The following is a 19,806-nucleotide window of genomic DNA, read 5'->3' as shown; positions in this document are numbered from 1 at the left end:
AAAGGATTGAGCCATGGTAGGTATCACCAACAAGATCATGCTCGCCGAAATCCGGCGGCAGCAGAAATTGTCGCAGGACATTGTCGACGGGCAGACCGCGATCTCCACCGGGATCACACTCAACAAGCCGTCCGACAATTCGCTCGCCTGGGTCCAGGTGTCCGACATCGGCCGCGCCCAGGCGCAACAGGCCGCCTGGCAGTCCAACATCAGCTATGGCGCCACTCGCGCCGGCAATGCCGAGGCCAATCTGTCGGAAATCGACAATCTGCTGACCCGCGCGCAGGAATTGGTGACGTCGGCCCGCAACGGGTCGCTCAACGACACCAGCCGCGCCGCGATCACCGAGGAAATGTCGACCATTCGCACGACGATCGACGAATTGCTGAACCAGAAGGATTATCAGGGCGTGTCCGTTTTCGACGACGGACAGAGCGTGCTGGTGCCGGTCAGCCGCGGCCTGAACCTGGCGGTCGTCGGCACGAAGCAGGAAGTATCGGAAGGCATCGACGTCGATGGCGTGCCGATGTCGATCGACGAGATATTGGCGCAAAGCATCGCCGCCGTCCAAAGCGGCGACGATGCAGCCGTGGCCGCCTCGCTGGAGGGGGTCAAGACCGCGCAGGGCCATATCGCGGTCGAGCAGGCCAGGCAGGGCGTGCGGGGCGACCGGCTGGACGTCATCGGCACGCGACTGACTGATGTCGACCTCGACCTGACCGAACGGCGCGCATCGCTCGAATCGACGGACCTGAGCGAAGTGATCGCGAATGTGAAGGCGCAGTTGCTGCAACTCGACGCGGCGCAGTCGGCCTTCGCCCGCATCAACCAGCAGACATTGTTCGACCTGATCAGCTGATCGCACGCTAAAAAGCCGCGCGGTCCTAAACCGGACGCTAACCAGTCCGTATTAACCACAAGGACACAGCGTCGCACGCGACGCGGGGAGCTACCGCCTCCGGGCGCGTCAATCGGGGATAATCATGTTCGCAGCCATCGGCCTCGTCATTCTGATCGTCATGGTGTTCGGCGGCTTCGCCTTCACCGGCGGCGACCTTGGCCCCGTGTTGCATGCGCTGCCGCACGAAATGCTGATCATCGGCGGCGCCGCTGTCGGCGCGCTCGTCATCGGCAATAGCGGCGCGGACCTGAAAGCGCTGGGCGGTGGCCTGGGCAAGGTGTTCAAGGGCGCCAAGTATAAGAAGCAGGATTTTCTCGATTGCATCTTCCTGGTCAGCAAGTTGATGAAGACGCTGCGCGTGGAAGGGCCGGTCGCGCTGGAACCCCATATCGAAGACCCGTCCAGCTCCACCATCTTCACCGAATATCCCAAGTTGATGAAGGACAAGGCGCTGGTCCACCTGATCAGCGATACGCTGCGCCTGGTCGTCATCTCGTCCGGCACGCTCGATCCCCATGCGGTCGAGGACGTGATGGACAATACGCTCAAGACCCACCATCACGAGGCGATCAAGCCGGCCGACAATTTGCAGGGGCTGGCCGACGCATTGCCCGCGCTCGGCATCGTCGCCGCGGTTCTGGGCGTGGTGAAGACCATGGGCTCGATCGACCAGCCGCCCGCCATATTGGGCGCGATGATCGGTTCGGCGCTGGTCGGCACGTTCCTGGGCATTCTGCTCGCCTACGGCATGGTCAATCCTTTCGCCAATCGCTGCCGCAGCGTGATCGAGGCGGACGGCGCCATCTATCAGGTCGTCAAGCAGATCATCATCGCCTCGCTCCACGGCCATCCGCAGCCGCTGGTGATCGAAGCCGCCCGTTCGGGCCTGACCCATGCCAACCAGCCCGGATTTGCCGAAGTGTTCGACGGTATGCGGGGCAAATAAGCCATGGCGGAAAAGAAGCGCGGCGCGAACGAGCCGGAACCCCGGCCGATCATCGTCAAGAAAATCATCGTCGAAGGCCATGGCGGCCATCATGGCGGCGCCTGGAAGGTCGCCTATGCCGACTTCGTGACGGCGATGATGGCGTTTTTCCTGCTGATGTGGCTGCTGGGCGCGACCACCGAAAAGCAGCGCAAGGGCCTGGCCGACTATTTCACGCCGACCCTGGTGCAGATGAAGGAAAATTCGGCCGGGTCGAACGGGATGTTCGGTGGCGACAGCATGATGGGGAAGGATAATTATCCCACCACCGGCGGCCAGGGCAATCTGGCCATCACCATCCCGCGCGACGCCAGCGGCACCAAGGATCAGGGCGGCAAGGCCACCCGCGCCGCCGACCGCCAGAAATTCGAATCGATCAAGAAGAGCCTGGAAGAGCGCATGATCGCCAAGGGGCTGGGCAAGCTGCGCAAGAATGTGCGTTTTACCGAAACGCGCGAAGGATTGCGCATCGACCTGATCGACGAGGCCGATTTCGCGATGTTCGCAATGGGCACCGACCGGCTGGTGCCGCAGGCCCGCGCGCTGATCTCCGAGGTCGCCACCGTGTTGCAGACCATGCCCAACCCGCTGATCGTGCGCGGCCATACCGACGGCCTGCCTTATGCATCGGGCCGGACCATGAACAACTGGATGCTGTCGTCCAGCCGCGCCGAAACGACGCGCCAGACACTGAACCAAGCAGGCATCGGCAATGCCCGCTTCGCCCGGATCGAGGGCGTGGCCGACCGCGAACCGTTCATCAAGGACGACGCCTATGATCCCCGGAACCGGCGCATGTCGATCATCCTGGGCTGGACCCGCGGCGGCGGCGATGGCGACGACGACGCGCCGGACGCGGAAACCAGGGCCGCGATCCAGGAACGCGACAATCCCTTGCGCGTGGCGAAGGAACAGGCGCGGAAGCTGGACATGGGCGGCACTGGCCTGCCCAGCGGCGCAGCGCTGATCAACCCGGCCGCGCCGGGAACGTCGAACAAGCCGGGCAAGCATTAAGTAGAGCGAGGGTGACGAAAAAGCGCGGGAAGCGGACATTTCCCTCCCGCTTGCGGGAGGGGCAGCGTTAGTCGCAGCGGGGTGGGCCGTTGCGACTAACGCTGCCCCTCTAACCCTCTCCCGCCAGCGGGAGGGGGAACATGTCCGATGTCGGTCGATTGCGGCCGCCCCTTCCCCACTATACTTCCAATGTAGGATTTTCTCTGATCTACCCTATGGGATGGAACAGCGCCCTGCCCCCCGCCCCAACCCATACGTGACCCGGATGGCGTCACTGGCGCGTGGGCGTGACCCAGGCGGCGCGTCCGCGATACCTATGCGGGCCTCAACCGAGGCCTGGACACAGCGCGTACCCGGCCTACACCACGCTTCTCCGTCCCATTATCGACCCTTCAGTCCCCGAAGAAAACACCAGCGACGGTGTGAACTTCGATGCATGACCCGGCCGCGACGGTCCTTGCCCGTCACCCCTTGACCCCGCAGACCCGGCCGGCGACAGCGGCGGTCGGCCCCCACCCGATAAGGATCGCACCCACCCCCATGTCCGCCTCAACCGCCATCGCCTATCTGAACGGCCGCTTCCTGCCCCTAGAAGATGTCCGCATTTCTCCGCTCGACCGCGGCTTCCTGTTCGCCGACGGCATTTACGAGGTTGCGGCTGTGATCGACGGCAAGCTGGTCGACAGCGCCAGCCATCTCGCCCGGCTGGAGCGCTCCACCGCCGCGATCGGCATCGTCCTGCCGCTCAGTCTGGCCGATATAGAAGCCGCGCAGACGGAGTTGGTCGCCCGCAACGGCCTGAGCGAAGGCCTCGTCTATCTCCAGATCACCCGCGGCGCCGATGCCACCCGCGACTTCATCCCCGCTCCAGACCTTCAACCGACCCTGTTCATGTTCATGCAGGACAAACCGCTGATAGATCTGCCCGCGGTCGCCGCCGGCATCGCTGTCGCGACCATGCCCGACCTGCGCTGGGCGCGGCGCGACATCAAGAGCGTCGGCCTGCTCGCCCAGGCGATGGCGAAACAGGCCGCCAAGGAAGCGGGCGCGCAGGAAGCCTGGATGATCGAGGACGGTTTCGTCACCGAAGGCGCATCGTCCACCGCCTTCATCGTCACCGACGAAGGCATCGTCACCCGCCCCTACAGCCAGTCGGTTCTGGCCGGCTGCACCGGCGCGGCGCTGACCGCGCTGGCGCAGGAAAGCGGCATCGCCGTCATCCGCCGCCCTTTCACCGTCGATGAAGCGCTCGCCGCTAAGGAAGCCTTCATCACCAGCGCCTCGACCCTGTGCCTATCCGTGGTGCGGATCGACGAGCAGCGCGTTGGCGACGGCGCGCCCGGCCCGGTCGCGATGCGTTTGCGCGCGCTCTACATCGATTTCGCCCGCGCAACGGGGGTCTGACAATTAACTCCATTATGGAGGTAGCTTCACCCTGTGTTGAGAGGATAGGAAATGTCCTGCATTCTCCCGCCAAAACGGCGGCAAGCTGGACGAAAGGGGGCGTGAAACAAGCACGGCGCGCGGGCCTATGACGGCTTTGCTCCATAGCCCGTCCATAATGGCCGTTATATGGGGCTGAAACGATCCGTTCTTGCTTTATTCTTGGGAACGAAGGTAGAACAGGATTCGGATCATGATGGACGATTTTTCCTACGCCCAGCCAATCATCGGCCAAACCGCGCTGCTGGCGCCGCGGGACGAGCGCGCCAGCCTGCTGGTGATCGCGGACCAGATGGATGCGCCCGATCTGGCGCCGGTGGCTGCCGCCGCGGGCTTCCGCTTGCTGGGCGTGGCTGCGCTGGCCGACGCCCCGGTCCGGCTCGACCTTCAGGCCCAATGCGACACGGTCCTGTTCTTTTGCCCGACCATGACGCCGCTGCTGGAACGGCTGCTGGTGCAACTCGAAACCCAGGCGATCCAGAATGGTATGGCGGTGATCCTGGTCGCCGGGTGGGAGACGGTGGAACTCGCCTTTGCCTGCCTGCGCGGTCCGCATACCCAATTGCTCTGCGATCCCGACCGCACCGAACTGGCTGCGGCGCTGGTCGCCGCGGGCGAACATCGGCCGGTCGTCGGCCATGTCCATGAAATCGACCGGGAAGGCGCCCGGCTCCAGCAATTGAGCGAGGAGGTAGGCCGGCTCGCCCGCACGCTCGATGCGCTGACGGAGCGGACGCGGATGGCGACGCCCAGCTTCGACCTAGGGCCGCGCATTTCCGACCGGCCAAGCGACTATATCGGGATGCCCGCCCTGCACCCCATCGGCGCGCCGTTGCAGCCTGTGGAAAAAGCCGCGCCCGCCATCACCGCCGCCCAGGTCCGCGACCTGCTGCGCGCGCGGCGTATCCGCGCGGACTTCCTGCCCGGCGACCTGTTCGCCGACCCCGCCTGGGACATGATGCTGGACCTGCTCGCCGCGCGGCTTGACCATGAGCGGGTGTCGGTGTCGAGCCTCTGCATCGCCGCCGCCGTGCCGCCGACCACCGCGCTACGCTGGATTCGCACGCTCACCGACAAGGGGCTGGTGGAGCGCCAGGCCGACCCGCATGACGGCCGCCGCGTCTTTATCGCCCTGGCGCAGGAGGCGGCCGATGCGCTCATCCGCTGGTTCGGCGCCAGCCGACGCCTGCTCAGCGCCTGACCGCTATGTTCCACCCTTGACCGGCCCGCTTTTTGCCGTAGAGAGGCGCTCTCCCGAATGGGGGCGATTAGCTCAGTTGGTAGAGCGTCTCGTTTACACCGAGAATGTCGGCGGTTCGAGCCCGTCATCGCCCACCAGTTTTAAGCCTTCGGGACTTCGCCGGGAATGGGTGGCGGAAAAACTTCCGAGCGAAGGCAATAGACCGCCTTCAATTCGCAACCGTAATGTTCATCGTGCAGCAAGCATCGATACGGCATCGTTACTATATGCCATTCGCAGCTTTCTTCGGCGGCCCGATCATGCCTGTTTTGCTGATGCTGTCGCCGCTGGCGGTGATGGCGGCCAGCGATTGCACTCGCTGGCATCCGGTCGCCGATGCGGCCAAGGCTGGCGACCGAACAGCCTGCACCCGCCATCGCCCGCCATTGATGTGACAGTGGATATTGCGGCGCAGCGCAGCCGCTGCTAGTCCCGCATCCCATGATCCAACCGCCCGAAATCCTCCGAGTCTCCAAATCCCGCGTGTCATGCGACGGTAGCGGCGACATCCCCGCCGCGCTCGGCCATCCGCGCGTTTTCCTGGAAATCGACGACCATGGCTATGTCGATTGCGGTTATTGCGATCGGCGCTTCGTGCTAATTGGCGGCCCCGCCGACAATGGCGAGATCGCGGGCAAGCCGGACATCGCGTCGGGCGCCAGCCTCTAAAATTTTCGTTGGGCTTGGGGAGCGCCGCCCCTATATCGAGTGGCATGACCGATCTTGCTCCCCTGTTCACCGACGCCCGCGGCCTGCTCTATCGTCCCGGCCTGCTCGATCCCGATGGTGCGCGCCGCCTGACAGCGGAGGCGCTGAAGGCCTGCGACGACGGCGAACTGTATCTGCAATATCGGGCGAGCGAGAGCTTCGGCTTCGACGATGGTCGGCTCAAGACCGCCGACTATTCGACGGACGCGGGCTTTGGTCTGCGCGGGGTGTCGGGCGAGATGACCGGCTTCGCCCACGCCAATGACATTAGCGAAGCAGCGATCCGCAAGGCGGCGCAGACGCTGACCCTGCTCGACCCGGCCAGCAACCCGGCCGCGCCGCCGCCCCAGCGCACCAATCGCCACCTCTATACCGACGCAAATCCGCTGGAGATCGTCCCCTTCGCCGAAAAGGTGAAGCTGTGCGCCGAGGTCGACGCCGCCGCGCGCGCCCGCGATCCGCGGGTGGCGCAGGTGTCGGTCAGCCTGGCCGGTAGCTGGTCGGTGGTCGAGATCGTCCGCGCCGACGGCTTCACCGCGACCGATATCCGTCCGCTCGTCCGCCTGAACGTCTCCATCATCCTGGAGGAAAATGGCCGCCGCGAAACTGGCGTGTTCGGAGTGGGCGGGCGCTATCTCTATGACGAGGTGATGGACCGCGCCGTTTGGAACCGCGCCATCGACGAAGCGCTGGCCCAGGCGCAGGTCAATATGCGATCGATCGCCGCGCCAGCGGGCGAAATGACCGTATTGCTCGGCCCCGGCTGGCCCGGCGTGCTGGTGCATGAGGCGATCGGTCACGGCCTGGAAGGCGATTTCAACCGCAAGGGCACCAGCGCCTTTTCCGGCCGGGTCGGCCAGCGTGTCGCTGCGCCCGGCGTCACCGTGGTCGATGACGGCAGCATCCTCAATCGCCGCGGATCGCTCTCAATCGATGATGAAGGCACGCCGACGCAGGAAAATATCCTGATCGAGGACGGCATCCTGAAAGGCTATATGCAGGACCGGCTCAACGCCCGGCTGATGGGCGTCGCGCCCACCGGCAACGGCCGCCGCGAAAGCTACGCCCATGCGCCGATGCCGCGCATGACCAACACCTTCATCAAGGGCGGGCAGGACGATCCGGCCGAACTGCTCAGTCGCATGAAGTCCGGCATTTTCGCCAAAAGCTTCGGCGGCGGGCAGGTCGACATCGTGTCGGGCAAATTCGTCTTCTCCTGCACCGAAGCCTATAAGGTGGAGAATGGCCGGCTGACCGACCCGATCAAGGGCGCGACCCTGATCGGCGATGGCCCGACCGCGCTGACCAAGGTGGTCGGCATCGGCAACGACTGGGCGCTGGACGAAGGCATCGGCATGTGCGGCAAGGGCGGGCAAAGCGTGCCGGCAGGCGTGGGACAACCGACGCTGCTCATGGAAGGCCTGACGGTTGGCGGCACGGCGACCTGACTAGCGGGACTCCAGCCGCTGATGAGGCGACCGGAGCCTTTTACAGCCATGAGTGGCGGGAACCGGAGCGGTTGTCCGTCATTGAACTTGTATGAATATGCTGACCGACAGCCATGATGCGGTGACGGCCGATTGGGCCGCGGCGCTGCTCGATTTCTGGTTCAATCAGGTGGGCGAGGCTGGCTGGTGGCGCCATGATCCGGCGCTCGACCGGCAATGCGACCAGCAATATCGCCCATTGTGGCAAGACAAGCAGGCGCTGCCGGCCGACACATTCCTCGATCGGGCCGACGATGCGCTGGCGGCGGTGCTGCTGTTCGACCAGATGCCGCGCAACATGTTTCGAGGCACTGCCCAGGCCTTCGCCACCGACATGCTGGCACGGGATGTGGCGCGCGGCGCGATCGCCCAAGGCTATGATATCCAGATCGGCGGCGCCGGACGCCTTTTCTTCTACATGCCCTTCCAGCATAGCGAGGCGATCGAGGATCAGGAATTGTCGCTGACCCTGTTCGAAGGCGCGGGCGACGAACGGTCGCTCGATTTCGCGCGCCAGCACCATGCAACCATCGCCCGATTCGGTCGTTTCCCGCATCGCAATGCCGCTTTGGGTCGCGAAACGCTGCCCATAGAAGCGGACGCAGCGGCCGAAGGCGCACGCTGGTAGACGATCTGCCCATTTTTTAGGCAGCGGATGGTTGCTGCCCATTTTTTCGGCGCTGCACCATGACCCGTCGCGGTCAAAGCCCGCATTAACCCGCCATTAGCATTTTGGCACGCCTCTTGCTGAGTATTCCCCGCACACCAGTAACAGGGGGCGACATGAAACTTGTCATGGCTATCATCAAGCCGTTCAAGCTTGACGATGTCCGCGAGGCACTCTCCTCGCTCGGCATCGCAGGAATGACGGTTAGCGAAGTGAAGGGCTTCGGCCGCCAAAAGGGGCAGACCGAAATCTACCGCGGCGCCGAATATTCGACGAATATGGTCCCGAAGATCAAGATCGAGGTGGTCTGCGACGACGACCTTGCCCCGCGCGTGGTCGAAGCGACCCAGGCGGCCGCCAATTCGGGCGCCATTGGCGATGGCAAGATCTTCGTCCTCGATGTCGGTCAGGCCGTGCGCATCCGCACCGGCGAGACCGGCGAAACCGCGCTGTAAGAAGGGGGAAATAATGACCTTTTCCAAGAAACTTTGCGGGATAGCGGGGGCAACCGGCCTATCGCTGTTCGCCGCGCTGCCTGCCTGGGCGCAGGATGCGGCGGCCCCCGCCGCCACGGTCGACAAGGGCGACGTCGCCTGGATGATGACCTCCACCGTCCTGGTCCTGGCCATGATCCTGCCCGGCCTCGCCCTCTTCTACGGCGGCCTGGTGCGCAGCAAGAACATGCTGTCGGTGATGACGCAGATCGGCGCGGCAGCCTGCCTCGCGATGCTGATCTGGGTGATCTATGGCTATTCGATGGCTTTCGGCCCCGACTATACCAGCGGTCTGTCCAACTTCGTCTCGACCTTCGACAAGGCATTCCTGAAGGGCGTCACGCCCGCTTCGCAGGCCGCGACCTTCACCGCAGGCGTCGAAATCCCCGAATATGTATTCATCTGCTTCCAGATGACCTTTGCCGCGATTACCGTCGCGCTGGTGCTGGGTTCGGTGGTCGAACGCATCAAATTCTCGGCCGTGATGGTGTTCGCCGCGGTCTGGCTGACGATCGTCTATTTCCCGATCGCGCACATGGTCTGGGCGGCTTCGGGCTATTTCTTCAAGGCGGGCGCGCTCGACTTTGCGGGCGGCACCGTGGTCCATATCAATGCGGGCGTCTCCGCGCTGGTGGCCTGCATCATCCTGGGCAAGCGAATCGGCTTCCCCAAGGAGCCGATGGCGCCGCACAGCTTGACCCTGACAGGCGTCGGCACCGGCCTGCTGTGGGTCGGCTGGTTCGGCTTCAACGCCGGTTCGGCGCTGGAAGCCAATGGTTCGGCAGCGCTGGCCATGATCAACACCTTCGTCGCCACGGCTTCGGGCGGTCTGTTCTGGATGCTGGCTGAAAAGCTGAACGGTCACAAGGGTTCGGCCCTGGGTTTCTGTTCGGGCATCATCGCCGGTCTCGTTGCCGTCACTCCGGCCGCCGGCAACTCCGGTCCGTTCGGCGCGATCATCCTGGGCGCCGTCGCTTCGATCATCTGCTTCTACGCCGTCACCGTCGTCAAGCCCAAGCTGGGCTACGACGACTCGCTGGACGCCTTTGGCATCCACGGCGTCGGCGGCATGATCGGCGCCATCGGCACCGCCATCGTCTACTCGCCCGCCTTTGGTGGCCCCGGCGCGGAAGACTATGCAATCGGCGCAAAACTGCTGGTTCAGATCGAAGCGGTCGTCGTGACCATCATCTGGGCAGGCATCGGCACCGCCATCGCCATCTTCATCGCCAAGGCCGTCACTGGCCTGCGGGTCAGCCAGGAAGTCGAACTGGAAGGCCTGGACCTCGGCGAACATGGCGAACGCGCCTACAACTATTGAGATTGGCAGGGCGGCCCGCCTGTCGGGCAAGGGCCGCCCGCCTCACCTTGTTCCTCCTGCGAACATGCCTTGGGCCGGTGCGTAAGCATCGGCCTTTTTTTTGGACGCGCCGGTGCATAAGCATCGGCCCTTTTTTCGTCAGGCCGAGCGGGTCCAGAGGCTCGCAGGGCGCGGCACAGCGGCTGGCCAGCGACTTGCACGGCGGACCACCTGCACCGCCGCCCGCGCCACCCAGCCCAGCTTCTCACGCTTGGGGGTGACAACGCGGTGGTCCCAGGCCTGCTCGCCGCGGCGCGCGACTTCGCGGGCGATGTCGCCATAGATGCCGGCGGCCGCCAGCACCGCCCAGGCAGCGCGCGGCGGCAATGCGCCGGTGCCGTGACGGGCGCTGTCCTCATAGGCAGCGGCCATGGTCGCCAAGCGGCGCGACAGGATCGCCAGCCGGGGCCGGACCCAGGGCTTCATATGTTCGCCCGGCGGAATGTCCATTTCGGCGAGCCATAATTGCGGCAGGTAGCAACGATCCGCCGCCTCATCCTCGCTGATGTCGCGGGCGATATTGGCCAGTTGAAAGGCGAGGCCCAGGTCGCAGGCGCGGTCGAGCGTCGCGCGGTCGTTAGGGTCCACCCCCATCAGCACCGCCATCATGCAACCGACCGCGCCCGCGACATGATAGCAATAAAGCAGCATGTCGGCTTCGCTGCGCGGCCGCCAGTCGCGCGCGTCGAGGGCGAATCCTTCGATCAGGTCGTGGGCGTAGCGTTCGGGGATGGCGCATTCGCGCATGACCACGCCGAAGCCGTCGAACGCCGGGTCGCCGGTCGGTTCGCCGCGTAGCGCCTTGTCCGTCAGCACGCGCATCATCGACAGACGGGCTTGCGCATTCGACACGCTGGTCATCACGCCGCCATGATCCTGCCCATCGGCGATATCATCGCACTTGCGGCACCAGGCGTAGAGCAACCAAGCCCGCTCACGGGTTTTCCGGTCGAACAGCTTCGATGCCAGGGCGAAGGATTTGGAGCCGCGCGCGATGCTGTCGCGGGCGTGGGCGACAAGGGCGGGACGGTCGGGGACTGAAGAGGACATGCGGCGAGACATGCCCTGCCTTGCAGGGAAAGTCACCCAACGTCCGTTCGTTTCGAGCCTAGTCGAGAAGCACACCGAACGCACCAACCGCTTCTCGACTTCGCTCGAAGCAAACGGATGCGTTCTATATCGTCAGAGCCTGTCTGCCTTCATCGCGAAGATCGTTTCATGCGGCTGATAGGCCGACATGGCGTCGACCAGCGCCTCGATGCCGTCGGCATGAATCATGATCCCGGCATGTTGGGCGCGGATAAAGCCGGCCTCCACCATCTGCCGGTTGAAGCCGATCAACTGATCGTAGAAGCCCGCGACGTTGAGCAAGCCCACCGGCTTGCTGTGATAACCCAGTTGCGCCCAGCTGATCGCTTCCCACAATTCGTCCATCGTGCCGACGCCGCCGGGCAGCGTCACGAAGCCGTCCGACAGGTCCGTGAAGAGCTGCTTGCGCTGGTGCATCGTCTGGACGACATGCAATTCCGTGCAACCGCGATGCGCGACCTCCGCGCCGACCAGGGCTTCGGGGATCACGCCGATCACCTCGCCGCCCGCTTCCAGCGCCGCATCCGCCACCGCGCCCATCAGGCCGAGCCGCCCGCCGCCATAGACGACTCCAATGCCCCGCTCCGCCAGCGTCCGTCCGACATGACGCGCCGCATCGATATAGGTCAGGTCGGCGGGGGTCGCCGATCCGCAATAGACTGCCAGTCTCTTCATCATATCCGTCCGTGGGCCTAAGCCCCTATTTCAAATCATCCAGCATCAGCGCCGCGGTCGCCTTCGCGCTGCCCACCACGCCGGGGATGCCCGCGCCGGGATGGGTGCCGGCCCCTACCAGATAGAGATTGGGAATGACATCGTCGCGATTATGCGCGCGGAACCAGGCGCTTTGGGTCAGCAAAGGCTCCAGGCTGAAGGCGCTGCCCATATGCGCGTTCAGGTCGCGACCGAAATCGCTGGGCGCATAATGAAAGCGGGTGACGATGCGCGAGCGGATGTCGGGAATCAGCCGATGCTGGATTTCGTCCAATATCCGCTCCGCATAAGCATGGCCGAACTGATCCCAGTCGATCGGCAGCTTGCCCATATGCGGCACGGGCGCGAGCGCATAGAAGGTCGAGTGCCCCTCCGGCGCCATCGACGGATCGGTGACCGTCGGATGATGCAGGTAGAGTGAGAAATCCTGCGGCAGCACGCCATGATCGTAGATGTCGGTCAGCAGCCCTTCATAGCGCGGGCCGAACAGGATCATATGATGCGGGATGCCGGGCCAGCTGCCCTTGATGCCGAAATGAAGGACGAACAGGCTGGGCGACCAGCGCTTCTGGCTCAGTTTCTCGCCCTGTTTCTGCCCGCGGGGATGATGGCCGAGCAGGTCGCGATAGCTGTGCATCAGGTCGGCATTGGTGGCGATGGCGTCCGCCTCCCCGCGCCATCCCGATGCGGTGTGGACCGCCGTCGCCTTGTCGCCATAGGTTTCTATCCGGGTGACGGCATCGCCCAGCCGCAGCGTGCCGCCCAACCGTTCGAAATGGGTCGCCATGCCATGGACCAGCCGGTTCGTGCCGCCTTTTGCGAACCAGACGCCGCCATCCTTTTCCAGCTTGTGGATCAGCGCATAGATGGCGCTGGTCTTCATCGGATTGCCGCCGACCAACAGGGTGTGAAATGACAAAGCCTCACGCAGCTTTTCGTTCTTCACATGGCTGGAGACGATCGAATAAACCGATCGCCAGGCCTGATATTTGGCGAGGCTGGGCGCGGCTTTGATCATCGAGGCGAAGTCGAGGAAGGCGACCGAGCCGAGCTTGCGATAGCCCTCCTCGAAAACGCCGGCGGCATAGTCGCAGAAGCGATCATAGCCCGCGACATCGCCTGGATCGAGCTTGGCGATTTCGGCGCGGAGCGCGGCTTCGTCATTGCTGTAATCGAAATTGGTGCCGTCGCGCCAGTTGAGCCGGTAGAAGGGCGACACGGGCATCAGAGTGACGTCCTGCGCCATGTCGTGCCCCGACAGCCGCCACAGTTCGGCCAGGCAATCAGGGTCGGTGATGACAGTGGGACCGGCGTCGAAGGTGAAGCCGTCCTTTTCCCACATATAGGCGCGCCCGCCGGGACGATCGCGTCCTTCGACCAGGGTGGTGTCGATGCCTGCCGATTGCAGGCGGATGGCGAGCGCCAGGCCGCCAAAGCCTGCGCCGATAACGATCGCTGTCCTGTTGGTCATCAGGCGGGCGGGTTCCATAATGTTCGCATGGCGTCCCTTATGGGTACAGGCGGGCGTCCGCACAAGATGCGCATACGGTCAGCCAGCGACGAACGGCCGGCATAGAATCGCTGGATCAGTTCCGGGCGCAGCCGATAGAAGCGGGCGAAGATGCGCCAGCGCTGATCCGGCCGGGCGGCGCCGAACAGCATCTTGCCAAGCAGCCGATAATAGCCGCCGCGTCGCCAATGGGCCGCGGCATAGCTGCGGGTGGCCGCGGGCAGATTATCGAGCGGCTGATCCACCAGCCACAGCGCGAATCGCACCGCATCGGGCAGCGAATAGCCGGTCATCGGCTGGAACAGGCCGGCGCGCACCCCGGCGCGGGCAACCGGATCGCCCATTGGCCAATAGCGATCAAAGTCGCCACCATAAACGACCGGCAGGACGCCCTGTTCGCGATGGACCAGCTCGCCGCGCCAGCCCCTGGCCTGCGCATAGGCGGCGATGCGGGCATCGAGCGTGGGCACGTCCAGATCCGGCGTGTCGCTATAATAAGTATCCTCGATAAAGAGCGTGCGGTCGTCCCAAGGCAGCAGATAGACGAAGCGGTAGCCATCGACCTGATCGACCGTCGCGTCCATGATGACCGGGCGGTCGATGCCATGGGGATCGTCGCAGCGCAGCGCATGGCCGACGAATTTCTGCCAGCCGCAGCGCAAGGCCGACAAATCCCCTGCGCCGCGGGCGTCGATAACCGCCCCTGCGGTGATTTCCCGGCCATCGGCCAGGCGGATGGCATGGGGTTCGACCGCGGTCGCCGTCGCGCCGGTCAGCAGCCGATCACCCAATATGCGTTCAAGTGCGACAGCGAGTTGGACAGTATTAACGCTGTTATAGGGCGTCGCGAGATTGCGACCGTAGTCGGGGAAACGCACGGCATGGCCCTGTGGCCAGCGATGGGCGACAAGCGGGTCGACGAGCCAGCGATCGGCGGGCGCAACGTCGCCATCGAAGAAGGACCAGAGATGATTGCCGCCAGGCCGATCCCCCTGTTCGACCAGCAGCAGCCGCACATCGGGCCGCAGCGCGGCGAAGGCGAGCGCGATCAACCCACCGGCAAGGCCGCCGCCGATGATCGCCAGGTCGCAGTCCAGATCGCTTGTCATGGCGGCATTGATAGGGGAGCGGCGCATCCCGATCCACCCTTGGTTTCGGCGCAAATATAGTATAGGGGGGTATCCTATGCACATTGTTGCGGATCGGGATAAATTGCTGGCGCGGATACGCCGGATCGCGGGACAGGTCGCCGCCGTGGAGCGGCAATTGTCCGGCGATGCCGGCTGTTCGGAGACGTTGCAGCTGGTCGCGTCGGTGCGCGGTGCGGTGGGTAGCCTGATGGAGGAACTGATCGAGCAGCATATGCGCGAGCATGTCGCCCGGCCGGGCCTGTCCGACGAGGCGCGCCAGGCCGCGACCGAGGAAATGCTGGCGCTGATCCGCCGTTACGGGAAATGACGATGCACGACGACCATCACCATGCTCATGGGGACCACGGCCATGGCGCCCACAGCCCTGCCGACCAACCCGCCACTTTTCAGGACAATAACGGCGAGGAAAGCCATTATTTCGACCATATCTATCTGTCGGCCGGGCATGACCAGAATGCCAAGCGAACCTTGTGGGTCGTCTGGCTGACCGCTGCGACGATGGTGGTGGAGATCGCCGCGGGCTGGTGGACCGGATCGATGGCGCTGCTGGCGGACGGATTTCACATGGCGACCCATGCCGGGGCGCTGGCGGTGGCGGCCGCCGCCTATGGCTATGCCAAGCGCCATGCGCGCAATCCACGCTATACGTTCGGGACCGGCAAGGTCGGCGACCTGTCGGGCTTCGCCTCCGCGCTGCTGCTGGGCGTCACCGCCCTGTTCATCGCGATCGAATCAGGTATGCGCCTGTTCCAGCCGATCGACGTGGCCTTTGGCGAGGCGACGCTGGTGGCGGTGGTCGGGCTGGCCATCAATATCATCAGCGCATTGTTGCTGGGCCACGACCATAGCCATGACAATCACGACCATGGCCACGACCACAAACATGGCCATGCCGACAATAATCTGCGCGCCGCCTACGTGCACGTGCTGACCGACGCGCTGACTTCGGTGCTGGCGATTGGGGCGTTGCTGGCCGGGCGCTATCTGGGCTGGTGGTGGATGGACCCGGCGGTCGGCCTGCTGGGCGCGGTCGTGATCGCGCGCTGGGCCTGGGGCCTGATGAAGGACACCGCCGCGATCCTGCTCGATACGGCCGAGCCGGCGCTGATGGCGCGGGTGCGCGCGCAGGTGGAGGCGGAAGGCGCGACGATCCGCGATCTGCATGTCTGGCGCATCGGTCCCCATGCCCATGCCGCGATCATCAGCCTGGCCCCCGGCGCCGACGCGCCCAAGGTAAGGGCGCGGGTGCGCGCGCTCCCGCGCATGGAGCATGTCACGGTGGAGTGCGGGTAAAATTAAGGACGCTCGTCCCAACGAATCAGGCTGACCCCACCATCCTGATCGACGGCCAGTTCGCCAAAAGCCCCGGTCCGCAACTTCAGCGCGCCGAGCGGCAGACCCGCCGCGATCAGAGCAAAGCGCGCCGCGCCATTGCTCGTGACGAGCAGGTCCACGCCCGCGCCGCCCTCCGCGAAGAAGGCGCGCCAGGCGGCGATGCGGGCATCGGCGTCCACGATCCAGCCATCGGGCGCAATACCCCGCTCGTCCCAATCGGCCAGCGCCTGCGCGCCGATCCGCGCCAGCACCGCCGCCTCCGGCCGCCCTTCGTCCGGACCATGGTCGATCTCCCCCAGCCAGTCGCGCACACCATCCGCGGCATCGCCCGTCGCGGCGGCGATAGCAGCGGCCGTTTCACGCGCGCGCAGGAGTGGGCTGGACAAGAGGCGATCGATCGGCTGCGCCTGGTGCGCGAACCATTGGCCCAACCGCCCCGCCTGCGCATGGCCGCTCTCCACCAGCGGAATATCGGTGCGGGCGCCCACCCGGCAGGCGTCAGCGCTGCTCGCAAAGGTGTCGCCGTGACGGATGATGAAGATGCGGCGCATGATAGCGGGCGATCAAAGCGGCGGGGTCGGGTCGCCATAGACGGCGATCAGCGCCTCGACCCGGCTGATGTCGGCCTCCGTATCGATGCCGCTGCTGTCGAAGCGCGGTGGATCGACGGCGACGGTCATGACCGGGATACCCAGTTCGAGCAGGCGCAATTGCTCCAACCCCTCCAGATTTTCCAGCACCGTGGGCGGGCAGGCTTCAAACCGCTCCAGCGCGTCGAGCGTATAGCCGTAGAGGCCGACATGGCGCCAAACGGGGGACCAGGGGTCGGTTTCGCGCAGCTTATCCTCATTGCGGATCGCGGGGATGATCGTCTTGGAAAACCACAGGGCGCGACCATCAGGCGCGCGGGCGCAGGTGGTGCCGCTGAAGGGCGAGCGCGTCTTATGTTCGCGCAGCGCGTCGAGCGCGGGCCAGTCGAGCGCGATGACCGGCGTGGCGACCGGCGCGCCGCCCTGTAGCGCGGCGATCACCGCGCCGAGCGCTCCTTCGGGCTGGAAGGGCGAATCGCCCTGGAGATTGACGATGAAGCGTGGCGGCGAGGGTTGCGCCTGCGCCGCCGCAAGCGCGCGGCCCGATCCGGTGGCGATGGCGCTGTCCGTCATCACCGCGTCGCAGCCGGCGGCGCGGGCATGATCCGCGATCGCATCATCATCGGTCGCGACGGTCAGGGCAACGTCCGCACGGACGCCGATCGCCGCCCGCGCCATGGCGATCGTTCGGTGCAGCAACGTCCGCCCGGCGATCAGGCGAAGCGGCTTGCGCGGCAGACGGGAAGACCCCGCCCGCGCGGGAATGACGACGAGAAGGCTCAGGCGACCCCGGCGTGAAGCAGATCGTGCATATGGACCGCGCCGATCAACCGGCCATTTTCGCAGACGAAAAGCAGCATGATATTATGCTCATGCATCAGATGCATCGCTTCGGACGCCAATTCGTCGGGACCGACGGCAAGCGGCGTCAACGTCATCGACCGGCCCACGGCCTCCGTCAGATTCTGCTTGCCTGTCACGGTACGGCGCAGATCGCCATCGGTGAAGGCGCCGATCAACCGGCCATTGCGATCGACGATCGCCGTACCGCCGAGGCGCGCGCGCGTCATTTCGATGGTCGCATCGAGAAGCGAGGCATCTTCCCGCACCATTGGCACGTCGTCACCGGCGGCCATAAGCTCGCGCACCTTGACCAGTTGCGCGCCAAGCCGGCCATTGGGATGGAATTTATGGAAATCATCGGCGGAAAAGCCGCGCATTTCCATCAGAGAGATCGCCAGCGCATCACCCAGCGCCATCTGCACCGTGGTCGAGGTCGTGGGGGCTAGGGAATTGGGGCAGGCTTCCTCCACTTCGGGCATCAGCACGCACATATCGGCCGCCATGGCGACGGTGCTCTGCGCCTGCGCGGTGATGGCCACCAGTGGAATGGCGAAGCGCTTGCAATAATGGATAATCGGGCCGAGTTCGGTCGATTCGCCCGAATGGGACAACATCAGAACGACGTCATCCGGGGTGATCATGCCCAGATCGCCATGCCCCGCATCCGCAGGGTGCAGGAAGATGGCCGGGGTGCCGGTGGAGGTGAGCGTCGCGGTCATCTTGCGCGCAACGATACCGCTCTTGCCGATGCCGGTGACGATCACGCGGCCGCGCACTTTCATGATGACGCCGATCACGCGCAGGAAGGTTGCGGCAAATTCCCGTTCGGCGAATTTGGCCTCCAGCGCATTGAGCCCGGAGGCTGCAATCGAAAGACTGCGGCAGGCAGTCTCCACGATACGGCCGCCGGAGCCGAACGGGACGATTTTCGAAGCTGGTGTCGACACGCGTTTGCCCTTTTATCCGTTTTTCACGACCAGATCATCCGGCCGGATCAACGGCGACGAACCATCGTATTCGATGCGTCGTCTTTCCCTCGTTCCGCGACCCCTAGCTGATTTTGCAACCAGCATGGGAGCATGGCTTACGCTGTTTCAGGCACTTATGGCAATCTATTTTGCAAGTGCGAAAGAAATTAGCGGCAGTTGAAAACAGTCAAACCTGACAGGAGCAAGGCAAAACGACTATATACAGCGACGAACCGTGGAACCATTTCCTATTTGCTATGCGCGCGACGTGCTGCCTTCATTGGGTGTCATGATAGTCACGATACCATTGCACGAATCGCGGCACGCCCGACTCGATTCCCGTTGTGGGAGCGAAACCAATATCATGGCAGATAGCGCTGATGTCGGCATAGGTTGCGTGAACGTCGCCCGGCTGCATCGGCTGGAAGTCGATCTGCGCCTTTCGCCCCAGCGCATCTTCCAGCACGGCGATCAGATGCATCAGTTCTTCGGGCCGGTTATTGCCGATATTATAGAGCCGGTGCGGCGCGCGACTGCCCCCGGCCTTGGGCGCGCCATCGTCGGCGGGTGGATGATCGAGGCAGCCGATGATGCCGCTGACGATGTCGTCGATATAGGTGAAGTCGCGCTGCATCCGGCCATGGTTGAACACCGGGATCGGTTCGCCCGCCAGGATTTTCGCGGTGAAGATCCACATCGCCATGTCAGGACGACCCCAGGGGCCATAGACGGTGAAGAAACGCAGGCCCGTCATGGGGATGCGGAAGAGATGGGCATAGGTTTCGCTCATCAGCTCATCGGCGCGCTTCGTAGCGGCATAGAGCGAGACGGGATGATCCGCGCGATCCTCCACCCGGAAAGGCAGCGTGTCGTTGCCGCCATAGACCGACGAGGAGGAAGCGTAGACCAAATGCCGGACCCGCCGCTCTCGCGCCAGTTCCAGCATGTTGACATGGCCAGCCAGGTTGGAGCGAACATAGGCATGGGGATTGATCAGCGAATAGCGCACCCCGGCCTGCGCGCCCAGATGCACGATCGCCTCGATCACCTGATCGGCCAGCGCGGCGTGCAGCGCGTCGAGGTCGGCGAAATCCAGTTCGTGGAAGGTGAAGAGCCTATCATGAGCCGCCTGCAACCGGGCGATCCGATCGCGCTTAAGCGACACAGGATAATAATCGTTCATGTTGTCGATGCCGACCACCGCATGGCCCTGCGCCAGCAGCCGGTCGGCGACGTGCATGCCGATGAATCCGGCAGCTCCGGTAACGAGGATGGTCATGCATTTCCCTCTCGGCCTGGGTGCGGAT

Annotated in this window: 21 protein-coding genes and 1 tRNA gene; 14 read left to right on the top strand and 8 right to left on the bottom strand. The window is 64.5% G+C overall.

The window, feature by feature from the left end:
* Window positions 1-13 precede the first annotated feature (13 nt).
* The 12 genes from V473_RS02085 (at window position 14) to V473_RS02030 (ending at window position 10,260) form a co-directional block, all read left to right on the top strand.
* On the top strand, window positions 14-859 hold the full coding sequence (locus tag V473_RS02085; RefSeq protein ID WP_066599972.1) for a flagellin: 846 nt from the start codon (window positions 14-16) through the stop codon (window positions 857-859).
* Window positions 860-983: 124 nt separating this feature from the next.
* On the top strand, window positions 984-1,847 hold the full coding sequence (gene motA / locus V473_RS02080; RefSeq protein WP_066599968.1) for a flagellar motor stator protein MotA: 864 nt from the start codon (window positions 984-986) through the stop codon (window positions 1,845-1,847).
* Window positions 1,848-1,850: 3 nt separating this feature from the next.
* Window positions 1,851-2,900, top strand: a complete 1,050-nt coding sequence (locus V473_RS02075; RefSeq protein ID WP_066599966.1) for a flagellar motor protein MotB — start codon at window positions 1,851-1,853, stop codon at window positions 2,898-2,900.
* Between the two features lie 540 nt (window positions 2,901-3,440).
* Window positions 3,441-4,304 carry a D-amino-acid transaminase gene (locus tag V473_RS02070; protein WP_066599964.1) on the top strand — a complete coding sequence of 288 codons (864 nt, stop codon included), beginning with the start codon at window positions 3,441-3,443 and terminating at the stop codon, window positions 4,302-4,304.
* 232 nt (window positions 4,305-4,536) lie between these two features.
* The gene (locus V473_RS02065) at window positions 4,537-5,544 is read left to right on the top strand and encodes a MarR family transcriptional regulator (protein WP_082678951.1); all 1,008 of its coding nucleotides are present in this window, start codon (window positions 4,537-4,539) and stop codon (window positions 5,542-5,544) included.
* A gap of 61 nt (window positions 5,545-5,605) precedes the next feature.
* Window positions 5,606-5,681, top strand: a tRNA-Val gene (locus V473_RS02060).
* Window positions 5,682-5,810: 129 nt separating this feature from the next.
* The gene (locus tag V473_RS23945) at window positions 5,811-5,978 is read left to right on the top strand and encodes a hypothetical protein (RefSeq protein ID WP_169793903.1); all 168 of its coding nucleotides are present in this window, start codon (window positions 5,811-5,813) and stop codon (window positions 5,976-5,978) included.
* Between the two features lie 46 nt (window positions 5,979-6,024).
* On the top strand, window positions 6,025-6,252 hold the full coding sequence (locus V473_RS02050; protein WP_066599960.1) for a zinc-finger domain-containing protein: 228 nt from the start codon (window positions 6,025-6,027) through the stop codon (window positions 6,250-6,252).
* Between the two features lie 44 nt (window positions 6,253-6,296).
* Window positions 6,297-7,739, top strand: a complete 1,443-nt coding sequence (gene tldD, locus V473_RS02045) for a metalloprotease TldD (RefSeq protein WP_066599957.1) — start codon at window positions 6,297-6,299, stop codon at window positions 7,737-7,739.
* A 91-nt stretch (window positions 7,740-7,830) separates the two neighbouring features.
* Window positions 7,831-8,406 carry a DUF924 family protein gene (locus V473_RS02040; protein ID WP_066599955.1) on the top strand — a complete coding sequence of 192 codons (576 nt, stop codon included), beginning with the start codon at window positions 7,831-7,833 and terminating at the stop codon, window positions 8,404-8,406.
* A gap of 155 nt (window positions 8,407-8,561) precedes the next feature.
* Window positions 8,562-8,900: a P-II family nitrogen regulator gene (locus tag V473_RS02035; RefSeq protein ID WP_004209785.1), complete on the top strand. Its 339-nt coding sequence runs from the start codon at window positions 8,562-8,564 to the stop codon at window positions 8,898-8,900.
* 13 nt (window positions 8,901-8,913) lie between these two features.
* A complete protein-coding gene (locus V473_RS02030) occupies window positions 8,914-10,260 on the top strand; it encodes an ammonium transporter (RefSeq protein ID WP_066599953.1) in 1,347 nt (448 codons plus the stop codon).
* A gap of 138 nt (window positions 10,261-10,398) precedes the next feature.
* Here the strand turns inward: V473_RS02030 and V473_RS02025 are convergent, their stop codons facing one another.
* From V473_RS02025 to crtY, 4 genes are all read right to left on the bottom strand, one after another.
* Window positions 10,399-11,349, bottom strand: coding sequence for a phytoene/squalene synthase family protein (locus tag V473_RS02025; RefSeq protein ID WP_066599949.1), 951 nt, complete (start codon window positions 11,347-11,349; stop codon window positions 10,399-10,401).
* Window positions 11,350-11,481: 132 nt separating this feature from the next.
* Window positions 11,482-12,063, bottom strand: coding sequence for an LOG family protein (locus tag V473_RS02020; RefSeq protein WP_066604873.1), 582 nt, complete (start codon window positions 12,061-12,063; stop codon window positions 11,482-11,484).
* 25 nt (window positions 12,064-12,088) lie between these two features.
* Window positions 12,089-13,573 carry a phytoene desaturase gene (locus V473_RS02015; RefSeq protein ID WP_066604867.1) on the bottom strand — a complete coding sequence of 495 codons (1,485 nt, stop codon included), beginning with the start codon at window positions 13,571-13,573 and terminating at the stop codon, window positions 12,089-12,091.
* Window positions 13,573-14,721, bottom strand: coding sequence for a lycopene beta-cyclase CrtY (gene crtY / locus V473_RS02010; protein ID WP_066604870.1), 1,149 nt, complete (start codon window positions 14,719-14,721; stop codon window positions 13,573-13,575). Before crtY ends, V473_RS02015 begins: the two co-directional genes overlap by 1 nt.
* A gap of 76 nt (window positions 14,722-14,797) precedes the next feature.
* On the opposite strand from crtY, the gene V473_RS02005 reads away from it, so the two are divergent.
* Together V473_RS02005 and dmeF are read left to right on the top strand one after the other, a co-directional pair.
* On the top strand, window positions 14,798-15,070 hold the full coding sequence (locus V473_RS02005; RefSeq protein WP_066599947.1) for a metal/formaldehyde-sensitive transcriptional repressor: 273 nt from the start codon (window positions 14,798-14,800) through the stop codon (window positions 15,068-15,070).
* A complete protein-coding gene (gene dmeF / locus V473_RS02000; protein WP_066599945.1) occupies window positions 15,067-16,056 on the top strand; it encodes a CDF family Co(II)/Ni(II) efflux transporter DmeF in 990 nt (329 codons plus the stop codon). The genes V473_RS02005 and dmeF overlap by 4 nt, the downstream gene beginning before the upstream one ends.
* A gap of 2 nt (window positions 16,057-16,058) precedes the next feature.
* On the opposite strand, the gene V473_RS01995 is transcribed toward dmeF, so the two are convergent.
* From V473_RS01995 to V473_RS01980, 4 genes are all read right to left on the bottom strand, one after another.
* A complete protein-coding gene (locus tag V473_RS01995; protein WP_066599941.1) occupies window positions 16,059-16,649 on the bottom strand; it encodes a histidine phosphatase family protein in 591 nt (196 codons plus the stop codon).
* Window positions 16,650-16,661: 12 nt separating this feature from the next.
* Entirely contained in the window at window positions 16,662-17,471 is an 810-nt protein-coding gene (locus tag V473_RS01990; protein ID WP_082678950.1) for a 3-deoxy-manno-octulosonate cytidylyltransferase, read from the bottom strand.
* Complete coding sequence (locus tag V473_RS01985; protein ID WP_066599935.1) at window positions 17,468-18,427, bottom strand: KpsF/GutQ family sugar-phosphate isomerase; 960 nt, start codon at window positions 18,425-18,427, stop codon at window positions 17,468-17,470. The genes V473_RS01990 and V473_RS01985 overlap by 4 nt, the downstream gene beginning before the upstream one ends.
* 349 nt (window positions 18,428-18,776) lie before the next feature.
* Entirely contained in the window at window positions 18,777-19,778 is a 1,002-nt protein-coding gene (locus V473_RS01980; protein WP_066599929.1) for an NAD-dependent epimerase/dehydratase family protein, read from the bottom strand.
* Window positions 19,779-19,806 lie beyond the last annotated feature (28 nt).

The sequence above is a fragment of the Sphingobium cupriresistens LL01 genome, assembly GCF_001046645.1.
GTDB lineage: Bacteria > Pseudomonadota > Alphaproteobacteria > Sphingomonadales > Sphingomonadaceae > Sphingobium > Sphingobium cupriresistens.
Note: the sequence above shows the minus strand (reverse complement) of the source record. Positions and strands in the feature narration are given on the sequence as shown.